Below are 13,397 nucleotides of genomic sequence, written 5' to 3' on the forward strand. Positions count from 1 at the left end.
CGACCATTTCCCTTGTTTCGTTCGGAGCGAGCCATGTCCTACGTCATCAACTGCGAGTGCGGCACCGAGGTACGGGGCGAGAACACCGAAGAGGTGGCCGACAACGCCGAACGGCACGTCGAGGCCGACCATCCCGAGCTGGTCGGCAAGATCAGCCGCGACGAGCTGCTGGCGCGGGCGCGGCAGGGTTAACCCACCCGGTTCCCCGCATCGTCACCGCGCACCGTCGTGCGGACATCGAGTTCCCGCAGCAGCGACCACACCAGCAGCAGGTCCAGTGCGATGATCAGCAGCGACCACACCGGGTAGTACGCCAGGAACAGGAAGTTCGCCAGGATGCTGAGCACCACGAGCAGCACCCCGGCGCCGTAGGCCCAGACACGCTTCGCCAGGACGCCGGCGCCGACGATCACCAGCAGGACGGCGAGCGCGGTGTGCGTCCACCCCCAGCCGACGGCGCCGGGGTCGATCAGCTGGTCCCGCTTGGGCGCGAAGAACGCGGGCTGCCGGATCGCGGTCAGGCCGACCGCCAGGTGCAGCACGCCGGTGACGACGAGCAGGATCCCGGCGAGCTGCCCGCCCCGCCGGGCGACGCCCTCGTGCCGGTGGCTGAAGCCGCGCAACGGCGCCTTGGGCGTCACCACCCGGCCTGCACTCTCGCCAGCGCCCACAGCACGAGCACGTCCAGCCCGATGATCACGACCGACCACCACGGGAACCACGGCAGGAACAGGAAACTGCCCAGCAGGCTCAGCCCCGCGATGACGAGCGCGGCGGTCTGCGCCCACCGCCGGGCACCGGACATGCCGATGCCGGTGAGTACCAGCAGCACCGCCACCACGACGTGCACCCAGCCCCAGCCGGGCAGGCTGAGCCCGACCAGGTCACCGGACACCTCGACGTAGAAGTCGCCCCGCACGAGCGCGGTGACGCCCGCGATGCCCTGGCACAGCCCGGACACCACCAGCATGATCGCGCAGAACCGCACACTGCCGGTGCGCGCGACCGCACCCTGGCTCGTCTCGGTCATGACACCTCCCGGGGAGCCAGCGTGTGCTCCTCCGCCCGCACGAGGCATCGCCCGTCATGGGTGAGCGGTGCCGTTCACAGCGCGGAGATCACCCGGACCCGACTCTCGACCGATCGCCTGCTGACCGCCGATCGGTGGTCGAGCCAGTCGTAGCCGTGCGGGCAGCCCGGGTGGACGTGCAGTTCGCACGAGATCCCCGCCAGCAGCAGACCGGAGGCGTAGGCGATCGACTCGTCCCGGAAGATGTCGAGCTCGCCGACCTCGACGAAGGCCGGTGGGAGGCCGGCGAAATCGGTCAGCCTCGCCGGCGCGGCGACCGGGGAGACGCCGGGCCCGCCGCGTTCGCCGCCCAGGACGGCGTCCCAGCAGGTGAAGTTGTTGTCGTAGCTCCAGGTCGGCATCGGCGCGAGGTACCGGTCCGGGTCGACGGTGCGGTCGTCGAGCATCGGGTAGATCAGGATCTGCCGCGCCACCGCGACACCCCTCTCCCGGGCCAGGATCACCGCGCCCGCCCCGACACCCCCGCCTCCGCTGTCACCCATGACCGCGATCCGGGCGGGGTCGACGCCCAGCTCCGCGGCGTGCCCGGAGAGCCAAGCCAGCGCCGCGAAGGCGTCCTCGGCGGGGATCGTGCCGGGGTGCTCCGGCGCGAGCCGGTATCCCACCAGCAGGAACGGCACCCCGGTGAGCTGCGCGTAGTGGCGCGCGAGTGGTTCGAAGTCGTCCAGCGTCCCGGCGATCATGCCGCCGCCGTGGAGGTAGACGACCGCGGAGCCGGGCGACGATCCCCGGCGTTCGTACCAGCGCACCGGAATCCGGGCGTCTCCGGCGGGAACGTCGAAAACCCGGGTCCCGACGTCGGGCGCGTACGGGGCCGAGCCGACCGACTTGGGCGTGTTCTCGTCGATCAGCGCCCGCAAGCCCAGCACGTCACCGCGAGCGGGCACCTTGGTCCCGGCGGCCTCCGCCGCGCGCGCGGCGAGCACGCGCGACAAGTCCGGATCCACCTCGAAACTCATGCGCCCACCGCGCAACCCGTCGCCCTGTGTCCATTGTGGACCTTCTCGGCCATGTCCCCGAACTCCTCTCCGCAGGTTCGCGACGACGATATCGCCGCCGCGGCGTTTCCCACCGGCTGGACAACGCCTCACTCCCGCGGGGAGCATCGACGTGGTGCACGAGCTGTCGGCCGAAACGTTGCACCGCCTGCGCCGGAAGGCGGTGGCGCAACGGGAGTCCGCGCTGGAGCAGTGGACCCGGGTCCGCGCGGACCGCGACCAGCACCTGATCGACGCGGAGGTCCGCGACGCCCGGCGGTCGCTGCTGGAGGAGGCCCGCCTGCGCGCCGGGGACCACGCCGCGGTGCTGTTCGACGCCGTGTTCCTCGCGATCGCGGATCTGCCCACCCGGCTGGAGGCGATCCTCGGCGCCGCGCTCGCCGCGACCGACGCCACCGCCTGTGACCTGCGGCTGCTCGATCCGCACGACGGCACCTTGCGCGTCGTCGCGTACCGGGGGCTTTCCCCGCCGGCCCACCGCTTCCCGCGCGATGTCGCGTCCTATCCGCTGTCGCTCGGCGGGGAGGTGCTCGGCGTGCTGTCCCTGCACAACCGGCGCTCCCACCGCCCATCCCGCAACGCGACCCTCGTCGCCGCCGGAGCCGCCCAGGCGATCGCGACCGCCCCGGCGCGGCGGGCGCTCACAGCCCCAGTGACTTCGCGATGATCACCTTCATCACCTCGCTCGTACCGGCGTAGATGCGGGCCACCCTGGCGTCGGTGTACAACCGCGCGATCGGGAACTCGGCCATGTACCCGTAGCCGCCGAACAGCTGCAGGCAGCGGTCCACGACGCGGCCCTGCGTTTCGGTGCAGAACAGCTTCACCTTCGCGGCGTCGGCGCCGGAGAGCCTGCCGTCGACGAGCTCCAGCACCGCGCGGTCGAGCATCGCCTGGGCGGCTTCGACCTCGGCGGCCATCGCGGCCAGCTCGAACTTCGTGTTCTGGAAGGTGGCGACCGGGGTGCCGAAAGCCTTGCGCTGCTTGACGTAATCGACCGTCGTCGCGATGGCGGCACCGGCCTGCGCGACCGAGCCGACCGCCACCGTCATCCGTTCCTGGGGCAGGTTGTGGCCCAGATACTTGAACGCCTCGCCCTCCTCGCCGAGCCGGTTCGCCACCGGCACGCGCACGTCGTCGAACGCGAGCTCCACGGTGTCCTGCGCCTTGATCCCGATCTTGTCCAGCACGCGCCCGCGCGTGAACCCCGCCATGCCGTCCTCGACGACCAGCAGCGTCAGCCCGGCACGCCGGTCGCCGGGGTCGGACGAGGTGCGGGCGACCCCGATGACGAGGTCCGCGAGCAGCCCGCCGGTGATGAACGTCTTCGCCCCGTTGAGGACGTAAGCGTCCCCGTCGCGCACCGCCGTGGTGCGGATTCCGGCGAGATCGGACCCGGTGCCGGGTTCGGTCATCGCGATCGCCGTCAGCAGCTTGCCCGCGGCCATCCCGGGCAGCCACCGGCCGCGCTGTTCTTCGGTGGCATAGGCCAGAAAATACGGCAGGATCACGTCGAGCTGCGTGCGCACCGTGCCGAGCGTGACCAGCGCGCGGGCCGCTTCCTCCTGCAGCACGACGTTGTAGCGGTAGTCGCTCAGCCCCGCTCCCCCGTACTCCTCCGGGATCGCCATGCCGAGCACGCCGAGTGAGCCGAGCTTCCCGAAGATCTCGCGCGGAAGCCGGCCGGCCTTTTCCCAGTCGGCGTAATGAGGTACGACCTCGTTGCCGATGAAATCCCTTACGGACTCCCGGAATGCCTCGTGGTCGGGGGTGAAGATGTCTCGGCGCACGGTGTCTCCCTCAGCTCGCTGCGCGGTCCGTCCCCGTCGCGCCCTGTTCCCGCAACGCGGCGATTTCGGCCGCGCCGAAGCCCAGTTCCCCGAGCACGCCGTCGGTGTGCTCGCCCAGCGCGGGGACCGGGCCCATCGGCGGGTCGAACCCGGCGATCACGGGCGGCGGTTTGAGCGCGGGCACCGGCCCGGCCGGGGTTTCGATCTTGCCCCAGCGCCCGCGCGCCGCCAGGTGCGGATGCGCGACCACCTCGCTGGGGCGGTTGAAGCGGGAGTTGCCGATCCCGGCCGCGTCCGCGCGCGACTGCACGTCCGCGAGGGTGTGCCGGGCGCACCACGCCGCGATCTCCTCGTCGAGCAGCGCCGCATGGCGGACCCGGCCGGAGTTGGCGAGGAAACGGGCGTCGTCGGCGAGGTCCGGCCGCTCCAGCAATTCCCGTGCGTACCGTTGCCATTCGCGGTCGTTCGTCGTGCCCAGCACGACCGTCTGCCCGTCGGAAGTCCGGTACGCGCCATAGGGGGCGACCGCGGGCGAGCCCATCCCGCGCGGTTCCTGGTCCACGCCGGAATGCTGGGTGTAGGTGAGCGCGTACCCCATCAGGTCGGTCATCGTGTCGAACAGGCTCACCGCCACCGGCGTGCGCTGATTCGCGTACAGCAGGGACACAATGGACAGTGCCGCGTACAGGCCCGTGGTCACGTCGGCCATCGGCGGGCCGGGCTTCGCCGGAGCGCCGGGGCCACCGGTGATCGCGCACGCGCCCGATTCCGCCTGCACCAGCAGGTCGTACGCGCGCTTGTGCGAGAGCGGCCCGCCCGGCCCGTATCCGTCGATCTCCACCGCGATCAGCGACGGGTGCCGTTCCGCGAGATCCGGCGGAGTGAGCCCGAGTTTCGCCGTGGTGCCGGGCGCCAGGTTCGACACGAGCACGTCCGCCCGCGCCAGCAGCCGGTGCAGCACGGCGAGTCCCGCTTCGGTCTTCAGGTCCAGGGTGACCGACTCCTTGCCGCGGTTGCACCACACGAAATGCGCGGCCAGCCCGCCCACGACGTCGTCGTAGTGCCGGGCGAAATCGCCGCCGCGCGGGTTCTCGACCTTGATCACCCGCGCCCCGAAGTCGCCGAGCACCCGGCTGCAGATCGGCGCCGACACCGCCTGCTCCAGGCTCACCACCGTCACCCCGGCCAGCGGGCCGCCGGTCATCGCCGCACCTCGCCCCGGCCCCGACGAGCGCAAGTTGGCCACCCCCGTCGACGTGTTGGCCGCCCCGGTGCACGAGTTGGCCGCCCCGGTGCACGAGTTGGCCGCCCCGGTGCACGAGTTGGCCGCCGCGTCGCGAAGGCGGCCCCGCGGACAACCAACACACCAGCGGGACGGGCAAACACACCCGCGGGAGCGGCAACCACGCCAGCGGGACCGGCCAACACACCCGCGGGACGGGCGAACACACCGACGCGAGCCGCCAACACGCCCGCCGGATCGACCAACACACCCGCGCGAGCCGCCAACACACCAGCGGGACGGGCAAACACGCCCGCGGGAGGGGCAAACACGCCCGCGGGAGGGGCAAACACGCGCGGGGGGCCGGTGGCGGGCATCAGTAGCTCCTCGGCATGCCGAGGGTGTGCGAGCCCAGGTAGTTCAGCACCATCTCCTGGCTGACCGGGGCGATCCGCATCACGCGCGCTTCCCGGAAATAGCGGGCCACGTGGTATTCCTCGGCGTAGCCCATGCCGCCGTGGGTCTGCAGCGCGCGGTCCGCGGCGGTGAAACCCGCGTCGGCGCACAGGTACTTCGCCGTGTTTGCTTCGCGTCCGCACGGCCGCCCGTGGTCGTAGAGCCAGGTTGCCTTGCGCAGCACCAGTTCCGCGGCGTCGAGGTGCGCCAGCGAGTCCGCGAGCGGGAACTGGATGCCCTGGTTCATCCCGATCGGCCGGTCGAACACCGTGCGCTCCCCGGCGTAGCGGACGGCCTTCTCCAGCGCCACCCGCCCGATGCCCAGTGCCTCGGCGGCGATCAGCATCCGCTCCGGGTTCAGCCCGTCGAGCAGATACCGGAACCCCTGCCCCTCCTCGCCGACGCGGTCCTCGACGGGTACGCGCAGGTCGTCGATGAACAGCTCGTTGGAGCTCACGGCGTTGCGGCCGAGTTTCGGGATGGGCCGGATGTCCACGTGCGCGCGGTCGAGGTCGGTGAGGAACAGCGTCATCCCGTCGGTCGGCTTCGCCACGTCCTCGCGTTTCGCGGTGCGGGTCAGCAGGAGGATCTTCTCCGACTCCATGGCCTTGGAGATCCACACCTTCCGCCCGTTCACGACGTAGTGGTCACCGTCGCGGCGGGCGAACGTGGTGATGCGGGAGGTGTCCAGCCCGGCGCCGGGCTCGGTCACGCCGAAGCACACGTGCAGCTCCCCCGTCGCCACGCGCGGCAGGGTCCGCCGTTTCAGCTCCTCGGACCCGTGCACCACCACGGGCTGCATCCCGAAGATGGACAGGTGGATCGCGGTGGCCGCGTTCATCCCGCCGCCCGAGCGCGCCACCTCCTCCAGCACCAGGCTCGCCTCGGTGATGCCCATCCCGTGCCCGCCGTAGGCCTCCGGGATGGTGATGCCCAGCCAGCCGCCGTGGGCGATGGCGTCGTAGAACTCCGCGGGGAACTCGTGCGCCTGGTCGCGCTCCATCCAGTACCGGTCGCCGAACCGGCCGGCCAGTTCCGCGACGGCCTTGCGGATGACCTGCTGGTCCTCGGTCAGCTCGAAGTCCACTCCGGGCACCTCCACGCACAGCGGGATGCCGCGCGGGCGCGCCGCACGGCATCCGTCCGGACAGTCACTTGCCGGCAGCGGCGGCCACGGCGCGGCGCGCGCGCTGGCGGTATCCCTCCAGTTTCTCCGAAGGCGCGATGGTCCGGTGGCTGCGCGCCTGGATCGACACGTCGTGCCCGGCCGCGGCCCGGCGCAGCGCGCCGACGGTGGCCTGCTCCTTCGGGATGTGGCTGAACGGGTCGAAGGAGTACCAGCGCATGGCGTTCTCGTGGGTCATCTTGTCGATCTCGTCGTCGGGCACCTGCTCGCGGTCGAGTACCGCGCCCAGCTCCTCCGGCGCGCCCGGCCACATCGAGTCGCTGTGCGGGTAGTCCGCCTCCCAGCAGATGTTGTCGATGCCGATCTCGTGGCGCAGCTTAACGCCGAGCGGGTCGGAGATGAAGCAGGTCAGGAAGTGCTCGCGGAACACCTCGCTGGGCCGCTTGCCGCCGAAGTCCTGCAGCGTCCACGTCGCGTGCATCTCGAACGTGCGGTCCACCCGCTCCAGGAAGTACGGGATCCACCCGGTGCCGCCCTCCGACAGCGCGATCTTCAGGTCCGGGTAGTCCTTGACCGGCTTGGACCACAGCAGGTCCGCGGCCGCCTGCACGAGGTTCAGCGGCTGCAGGGTGATCATCACGTCCGGCGGCGAGTCCACCGCCGGGATCGAGAGCCGCCCGGACGATCCGATGTGGACATTGAGCACGGTGTCCGTCTCCACCAGCGCGCGCCACAACGGGGTCCAGTACTCGTCGTGGAAGCTCGGATAGCCCATCGCCGCGGGGTTTTCGCTGAACGTCAGCGAATGGCAGCCCTTCTTCGCCACCCGCCGCACCTCGTCGGCGCAGGCCTCGGCGTCCCAGATCACCGGCAGCGCCATCGGGATGAAGCGGCCGGGGTACGCGCCGCACCACTCGTCGATGTGCCAGTCGTTGTAGGCGCGCACCAGTGACACGGAGAACTCCGGGTCCTCGGTCGCGAACAGCCGCGCCGCGAAACCGGGGAACGACGGGAAGTTCATCGACGCGAGCATCCCGCCGGCGTTCATGTCCTTGACCCGCTCGTGCACGTCCCAGCAGCCGGGGCGGATCTCGTCCAGGCCCTGCGGCTCCATCCCGTACTCCTCCTTGGGACGGCCCGCCACCGCGTTGAGCGCCGCGTTCGGGATCACGGTGTCGCGGAACTTCCAGACGTCCGTGCCGTCGTCCTGGTGCACCAGCTGCGGGGCGTCGGCGCGGTAGCGCTCGGGCAGGTGGTTCACGAACATGTCGGGCGGCTCGATGATGTGGTCGTCGACGCTGATCAGGATCATGTCTTCGCGCTTCATGGAATTCCCTTCTAGTCCGATGCGGGCAGCGGTTTCGCGGTCTTGAGGGTCATCGGCTCGCCGTCGCAGCTCAGCTCCCCGGTGCCGGCCGAGGTGCAGAGCAGCTCGAGCGTGCCGGCGGCGTCGACGTAGCGTTTTCCGAGCAGCGTCACCGGTTCCCCGGACGCGGCCGGGCGGGGTCTCGCGGAGTTCGCGGGCACCATCGGGCTGCCGCCGCAGGCCAGCGCGGGGCCCGCCCCGGCGGGTGCCCGCACGACGACCACCCGCGTGGCGCACACCGTGCTGGCCAGCTGGTCGCCGGGACGCAGGGCCGGTGCTGATGAGCTCATACTCGACATCCCTTCGCGGCGGTGGCCGTTCCCCGGGCACGCTGCGCCACCCGGCAGGTGCTCTCACCATTGGGAAACTATCTTCTCCTCCAGCGAGAATCAACCTTTACCCGCGACCGGACGCACCCGGCCGGCCGTCCCGCGAGGCCGGGGAGTTGACGCCCGCCGACCGGCGTGTAAATCTTGCCTTCAGTATTTGAGAATGTAATTCTCGCTCAGGAGGACCTCTGATGCGGCTGCCCCCGCTGCCGGCCCACGAATGGGACGACCGGACCCGCGCGGCGCTGGCCGGGCTCGTGCCGCGGGAGCGCCAGGACCCTGAAGGCGCGGGCCCCGCGCTGTCGACCGTCGTCCGCCATCCCGATCTCGCGAAAGTGTTCTTCCGGTTCAGCACCTACCTGATGACGCATTCGACGCTGCCGCCCCGGCTGCGCGAGCTGACCGTCCTGCGGGTGGCCCGGCGGCGTTCGTGCGCTTACGAATGGGTGCACCACGCCCGGTTCGCGGCCCGGCTGGGAATTTCCCGCGCGGAGGTCGCGGCGGCGAGCGAAGGGCGTTCGGCCGATCCGTTCGAGGAGACGGTGCTCGCCGCCGTCGACGAGCTGGACGAGACCTCGACGCTGTCGGACAAGACGTGGGCCGCGCTCGGCGAGCACCTCGACGAGCGGCAGCGGATGGACCTCGTGTTCACCATCGGCGGCTACTGCCTGATGGCCATGGCGTTCAACACCTTCGGCATCGAAGCCGACGAGGAGGCGTAAGGCATGCCCGGACCTTCCCGCACCGACGACCTGGTGGAGATCCAGCAGCTGCTCGCCCGCTACGCGGTGACCATCACCCAGGGCGACATCGACGGGCTGCTCGCGGTTTTCACCCCCGACGGCACTTACAGCGCTTTCGGCGACAGGTACCCGCTTTCGGAGTTCCCGGCGATGGTCGACGCCGCGCCGAAGGGCCTGTTCCTCACCGGGACCCCGGCCATCGAGCTGGACGGCGACGACGCGACCGGCACCCAGCCGCTGTGCTTCGTCGACCACGCCACGCACGACATGCGCATCGGCTATTACCGCGACACCTACCGCCGCACCGAAAACGGGTGGCGGCTGGCGACGCGGGCGATGACGTTCATCCGCCGCAGCGGCGCGCACGACTCCGGCCGCCCGCACGCCTACCAGCCCCGGGCATGAACGTCGCGGAGTTCCGGGCCGGACTGCGCGCCTGGCTCGCCGAGCACGACCTCTCCCCCGGCCCGATGCCCGGCTTCGCGGAAGAGGTCGCGCAGCTGGCGCGCGTACGCCGCGCCCTGTTCGACGCCGGGTGGATGCGCTACGGCTGGCCCGCGGAAGTCGGCGGGCTCGGCGGGCCGGCCGTGCTCCGCGCCGTCCTCGGCGAGGAGGTCACCAGCCGGGACCTGGCCGACCCGGGGATCTACTCGATGGTCGAAGTCCTGGCGCCGACGATGCTCTCGTACGCGCCGCCCGCGCTCGCCGCGGAGATGGTGCCCCGCCTGCTGAACGGTTCGGAACAGTGGTGCCAGGGCTTTTCCGAACCGGGCTCGGGCAGCGACCTCGCGTCGCTCACCACACAGGCGCGCCCACGGGGTGACGACTGGGTCGTGCACGGGCAGAAGGTCTGGACCAGCCTGGCGCAGTTCTCCGCCCGGTGCGTGCTGCTGGCGCGGACGGCGCCCGGGCACGGCGGGATCACGGCGTTCTTCGCGGACATGGACTCGCCCGGGATCACCGTGCGGCCGTTGCGCACCATGCACGGGCGGGACGAGTTCTGCGAGGTGTTCTTCGACGACGTCGTGGTGCCCGGCGACCGGATCCTCGGTGGCCCCGGCGACGGCTGGCGGGTGGCGATGGACCTGCTCCCGCACGAACGCTCCACGTGCTTCTGGCACCGGATCGCGCACCTGTATACCCGCCTGGACCGCCTGGTCGCGCAGACCGGTTCCGCCGACGACGCGGCGCTCGGCTCGGCTTTCCTTGCCCTGCACACCATCCGCTGCCGCTCGCACGCGACACAGCGGCGCCTGGGCGAGGGCGCGCGGCTCGGCCCGGAGACGTCCGTGGACAAGGTGTTGCTCGCGACGGCTGAGCAGCGGCTGTTCGACACCGCGCGCGACCTGCTGCCCGGCGTGATCGAACTCGACGATTCCGCGTGGCGGGCGGAGTTCCTGTACTCGCGCGCGGCCACCATCTACGGCGGCACGGCCGAGATCCAGCGCAACATCATCGCGCGCCGGCTGCTCGGGCTCGGGAAGGAGTAGCCGGTGGAAACGGCCGAACTCGACCTGCTCACCGACACCCTGCGCAAGACGATGAGCGACGCCTCCGGGGCGGAACTCGACGAGGCGCTGACGGCGCTCGGCTGGCCGGAAATGCTCGCCGAGTTGCCGGAAGTCGCCGTGCCCCTGGTGTTCCGGCTGCTGGGCGAGACCGGCGCCCATGCCCCGGTGCTCAACGACGTGGTGCTCGGGCGGGCCTCGGGCGAAACGGTGCCGCTGCCCTACGCCGGCGGGCGGTGGGTGCTGTGGCCGCGAAGCGGATCCGGCACCGGGCTGGACGAAGAGATCCCGCTGGCCGCGGTTCCCGAGGGTTCACCGGTTCCGCTCGCGGCCGGACGCCGCGCGGTGGGCTGGTGGCTGCTCGGGAGCGGGCGGGCGATGCTGGCGCTGGCTCGCGCGCACGCGCTGGACCGGACACAGTTCGGGAAGCCCATCGCGGCGTTCCAAGCGGTCCGGCATCGCCTGGCGGAAACGTTGGTGGCGTTGGAAGGTGCCGAAGCCTGCCTCGTCGCGGCGACGGACGATCTCGGTTCCCTGCTGGCCAAAGCCGCCGCGGGCGACGCCGCGTTGACGGCCGCCCGGCACTGCCAGCAGGTGCTCGGGGGCATCGGCTTCACCGCGGAACACGCGCTGCACCGCCACGTGCGGCGGGCGCTGCTGCTGGACGGATTGCTGGGGAGTTCCAGGGAACTGACACGGGAGGCCGGGGAAGTGGTGCGCCGCAGCGGAAGCGCGCCACGGGTGGTCGAATTGTGAGGCGTGTCAGGTGTTCCGGCCGCCGTTCACGCCGAACACCTGGCCGGTGACGTACCCCGCCTCCTCGCTCACCAGGAAAGCGCACGCGGCGGCGATGTCCTCCGGGCGGCCCGGCCGGCGCACCGGCGTGCGCGCGGCATGGTGGTCGACACCCGCGCCGAGGAACCCGCGTTCTTCGTTGCGGCGGGTCATCGGGGTGTCGATGAACCCGGGCGGGATGGTGTTCACCGTGATGCCCTCGGGTCCCAGCTCCAGCGCGAGTGCCTTGGTGAAGCCGACCACGCCCGCCTTCGAGGCGACGTAGTGGGTCATGAACGGCTGCCCGGAATGCGCGCTGGAGGAGGAGATGTTCACGATCCTTCCCCAGCGGGCGCCGATCATGTCGGGCACGGCGGCCTGGCAGCAGTGGAACGTGCCGGTCAGGTTCACCGCCAGGATCCGTTGCCACGCCGCGGCCGAGATGTTCACGAAGCGTTTGAAGCCGTCCTTGCCCGCCGAGTTCACGAGGATGCTCACCGGCCCGTACCGTGCCCGCACCTCGTCCAGCCCGGCGTCGACCGCCGCGCGGTCCGCCACATCGACGGCGACCGCGCAGGCGTCGCCGCCGTCGGCACGGATCTTCGCCGCGGCGGCTTCCGCGGCCGGGCCGTCCAGGTCGAACACGCCCACCCGGGCACCGTCCCGCGCGAGGCGCCGCGCCACCGCGAGCCCGATCCCGGAGCCCGCGCCGGTGACCACCGCGGTCTTCCGCACCGCCGTCTCCACTGTCCGATCAGGACGGACGCTCGTCACGGACCACCTCGCCGCCCTTCATGACGAACCGGACGTCCTCGGTGACGCCGATGTCGGCCAGCGGGTCGCCGGGCACCGCGATCACGTCGGCCAGGAGCCCCGGCTCCAGCCGCCCGCGATCGTCGGCGTCGATGAGCTCCGCGGCGACCGTGGTGGCCGCGCGGATCGCCTGCAGCGGCGTCATTCCCCGCCGTACCAAGGCGAGCAGCTCCCTCGCGTTGCGACCGTGCGGGATGGCCGGTGCGTCGGTGCCACACGCGACCCGCACGCCCAGCTCGATGGCGCGGCTGATCGTCGCCCGGGAGCGCGGGAACACCTCGGCGGCCTTGGCCTGCAGCTCCGGCGCCGCGTTCGAGGTGTCCATGCCCTCGGTCAGATACGTTGTGGCGACAAGGAAAGTCTCGCGCTCCAGCATCAGCCGCAAGGTCTCTTCGGTCGCCAGCGAACCGTGCTCGATGCAGTCGATCCCGGCGTCGACGGCGTTGCGGATGGCCTCGTCGCCCATGCAGTGCGCGGCCACCTTCAACCCCGCGCGATGTGCTTCGTCCACAATGGCCCGGAGCTCTTCGTTCGAGTACTGCTGCGCCCCGGCCGGGCCGGTGTGCGACATGACGCCGTTGGACGCGCACACCTTGATCACCCGCGCGCCGTGCTTGATCTGGTAGCGCACGGCCCTGCGCACCTCGGCGACGCCGTCGGCGATCCCTTCCTCCACCGACAAGGGCAGCACGTGCGGCGCCAGCGCCTGGAACATCGTGGGGTCCAGATGCCCGCCGGTCGGGGTGATCGCGTGCCCGGCGGGCACCACCCGCGGCCCCTCGATCCAGCCGAGGTCGATCGCCTTGCGCAGCGCGACGTCGAGCAGCAGCCCGCCGGTCTGCACGAACAACCCGAGGTTGCGCACCGTGGTGAGGCCCGCCCGCAACGTCCGCCGCGCGTTGGCCACGGCGCGCAGCGTGCGCACCGCCGGGTCGTCTTGCACCGGGTTGAGCGGGCTGCGGTGGTCCGGCCCGCCGAGGAGCAGGTTGACCTCCATGTCCATCAGCCCGGGCAACAAGGTGACGTCGCCGAGGTCGAGCACCTCCGCGTCCTCGGGTGCGGCCTCGGCGATCCGGCCGTCGACGACGGCCAGCTCGGCCTGTTCGATCAGCTCGCCCTTGTCCACGTCGAGCATCCGGGCGGCCCGCAGGCGGACCGGCGGCCTCGGCTTGCGCGGCACGC

The 13,397-nt window shown here is 71.4% G+C and carries 16 protein-coding genes; 6 read left to right on the forward strand and 10 right to left on the reverse strand.

Annotated elements, in window-relative coordinates:
* Nucleotides 1-33 precede the first annotated feature (33 nt).
* Nucleotides 34-192 (forward strand): DUF1059 domain-containing protein, encoded by a 159-nt coding sequence (locus FPZ12_RS45750; RefSeq protein ID WP_166462936.1) that lies wholly within the window; start codon nucleotides 34-36, stop codon nucleotides 190-192.
* Here FPZ12_RS45750 and FPZ12_RS28145 read toward each other — a convergent pair.
* The 3 genes from FPZ12_RS28145 to FPZ12_RS28155 all read right to left on the reverse strand — a co-directional run bounded on the left by FPZ12_RS28145 (nucleotide 189) and on the right by FPZ12_RS28155 (nucleotide 2,049).
* The gene (locus FPZ12_RS28145; RefSeq protein ID WP_144751536.1) at nucleotides 189-644 is read right to left on the reverse strand and encodes a DUF7144 family membrane protein; all 456 of its coding nucleotides are present in this window, start codon (nucleotides 642-644) and stop codon (nucleotides 189-191) included. The two genes, FPZ12_RS45750 and FPZ12_RS28145, sit on opposite strands and share 4 nt — an antisense overlap.
* Nucleotides 638-1,030, reverse strand: coding sequence for a DUF7144 family membrane protein (locus tag FPZ12_RS28150; protein WP_144751539.1), 393 nt, complete (start codon nucleotides 1,028-1,030; stop codon nucleotides 638-640). Before FPZ12_RS28150 ends, FPZ12_RS28145 begins: the two co-directional genes overlap by 7 nt.
* A gap of 74 nt (nucleotides 1,031-1,104) precedes the next feature.
* Nucleotides 1,105-2,049, reverse strand: a complete 945-nt coding sequence (locus tag FPZ12_RS28155) for an alpha/beta hydrolase (RefSeq protein WP_144751544.1) — start codon at nucleotides 2,047-2,049, stop codon at nucleotides 1,105-1,107.
* Nucleotides 2,050-2,200: 151 nt separating this feature from the next.
* Between FPZ12_RS28155 and FPZ12_RS28160 the strand changes: the two genes are divergently transcribed.
* Nucleotides 2,201-2,755 (forward strand): hypothetical protein, encoded by a 555-nt coding sequence (locus tag FPZ12_RS28160; RefSeq protein WP_144751546.1) that lies wholly within the window; start codon nucleotides 2,201-2,203, stop codon nucleotides 2,753-2,755.
* Here FPZ12_RS28160 and FPZ12_RS28165 read toward each other — a convergent pair.
* The 5 genes from FPZ12_RS28165 to FPZ12_RS28190 form a co-directional block, all read right to left on the reverse strand.
* Nucleotides 2,730-3,878 (reverse strand): acyl-CoA dehydrogenase family protein, encoded by a 1,149-nt coding sequence (locus FPZ12_RS28165; protein ID WP_144751549.1) that lies wholly within the window; start codon nucleotides 3,876-3,878, stop codon nucleotides 2,730-2,732. The two genes, FPZ12_RS28160 and FPZ12_RS28165, sit on opposite strands and share 26 nt — an antisense overlap.
* A gap of 10 nt (nucleotides 3,879-3,888) precedes the next feature.
* Nucleotides 3,889-5,082 carry a CaiB/BaiF CoA transferase family protein gene (locus FPZ12_RS28170; protein ID WP_144751552.1) on the reverse strand — a complete coding sequence of 398 codons (1,194 nt, stop codon included), beginning with the start codon at nucleotides 5,080-5,082 and terminating at the stop codon, nucleotides 3,889-3,891.
* A 394-nt stretch (nucleotides 5,083-5,476) separates the two neighbouring features.
* Nucleotides 5,477-6,643 carry an acyl-CoA dehydrogenase family protein gene (locus FPZ12_RS28180; protein ID WP_144751555.1) on the reverse strand — a complete coding sequence of 389 codons (1,167 nt, stop codon included), beginning with the start codon at nucleotides 6,641-6,643 and terminating at the stop codon, nucleotides 5,477-5,479.
* Nucleotides 6,644-6,707: 64 nt separating this feature from the next.
* On the reverse strand, nucleotides 6,708-8,009 hold the full coding sequence (locus FPZ12_RS28185; protein ID WP_144751557.1) for an amidohydrolase family protein: 1,302 nt from the start codon (nucleotides 8,007-8,009) through the stop codon (nucleotides 6,708-6,710).
* Between the two features lie 11 nt (nucleotides 8,010-8,020).
* Nucleotides 8,021-8,338, reverse strand: a complete 318-nt coding sequence (locus FPZ12_RS28190; RefSeq protein ID WP_144751560.1) for a hypothetical protein — start codon at nucleotides 8,336-8,338, stop codon at nucleotides 8,021-8,023.
* A 230-nt stretch (nucleotides 8,339-8,568) separates the two neighbouring features.
* Here FPZ12_RS28190 and FPZ12_RS28195 point away from each other — a divergent pair, with 230 nt between their 5' ends.
* The 4 genes from FPZ12_RS28195 to FPZ12_RS28210 are packed head-to-tail and all read left to right on the forward strand — an operon-like array spanning nucleotide 8,569 to nucleotide 11,384.
* Nucleotides 8,569-9,099 (forward strand): carboxymuconolactone decarboxylase family protein, encoded by a 531-nt coding sequence (locus FPZ12_RS28195; protein ID WP_144751563.1) that lies wholly within the window; start codon nucleotides 8,569-8,571, stop codon nucleotides 9,097-9,099.
* A 3-nt stretch (nucleotides 9,100-9,102) separates the two neighbouring features.
* The gene (locus FPZ12_RS28200; protein WP_144751566.1) at nucleotides 9,103-9,525 is read left to right on the forward strand and encodes a nuclear transport factor 2 family protein; all 423 of its coding nucleotides are present in this window, start codon (nucleotides 9,103-9,105) and stop codon (nucleotides 9,523-9,525) included.
* Nucleotides 9,522-10,610, forward strand: coding sequence for an acyl-CoA dehydrogenase family protein (locus FPZ12_RS28205; protein ID WP_144751569.1), 1,089 nt, complete (start codon nucleotides 9,522-9,524; stop codon nucleotides 10,608-10,610). The genes FPZ12_RS28200 and FPZ12_RS28205 overlap by 4 nt, the downstream gene beginning before the upstream one ends.
* 3 nt (nucleotides 10,611-10,613) lie before the next feature.
* On the forward strand, nucleotides 10,614-11,384 hold the full coding sequence (locus FPZ12_RS28210; protein ID WP_208026042.1) for an acyl-CoA dehydrogenase family protein: 771 nt from the start codon (nucleotides 10,614-10,616) through the stop codon (nucleotides 11,382-11,384).
* A 6-nt stretch (nucleotides 11,385-11,390) separates the two neighbouring features.
* Here FPZ12_RS28210 and FPZ12_RS28215 read toward each other — a convergent pair whose 3' ends face one another.
* Together FPZ12_RS28215 and FPZ12_RS28220 are read right to left on the reverse strand one after the other, a co-directional pair.
* Nucleotides 11,391-12,176, reverse strand: coding sequence for an SDR family NAD(P)-dependent oxidoreductase (locus tag FPZ12_RS28215; protein ID WP_243770069.1), 786 nt, complete (start codon nucleotides 12,174-12,176; stop codon nucleotides 11,391-11,393).
* Entirely contained in the window at nucleotides 12,157-13,395 is a 1,239-nt protein-coding gene (locus tag FPZ12_RS28220; protein WP_208026043.1) for a metal-dependent hydrolase family protein, read from the reverse strand. The genes FPZ12_RS28215 and FPZ12_RS28220 overlap by 20 nt, the downstream gene beginning before the upstream one ends.
* Between the last annotated feature and the right edge of the window lie 2 nt (nucleotides 13,396-13,397).

Origin of the sequence: Amycolatopsis acidicola (assembly GCF_007713735.2) — a bacterium.
In the GTDB taxonomy this organism is placed as follows: domain Bacteria; phylum Actinomycetota; class Actinomycetes; order Mycobacteriales; family Pseudonocardiaceae; genus Amycolatopsis_E; species Amycolatopsis_E acidicola.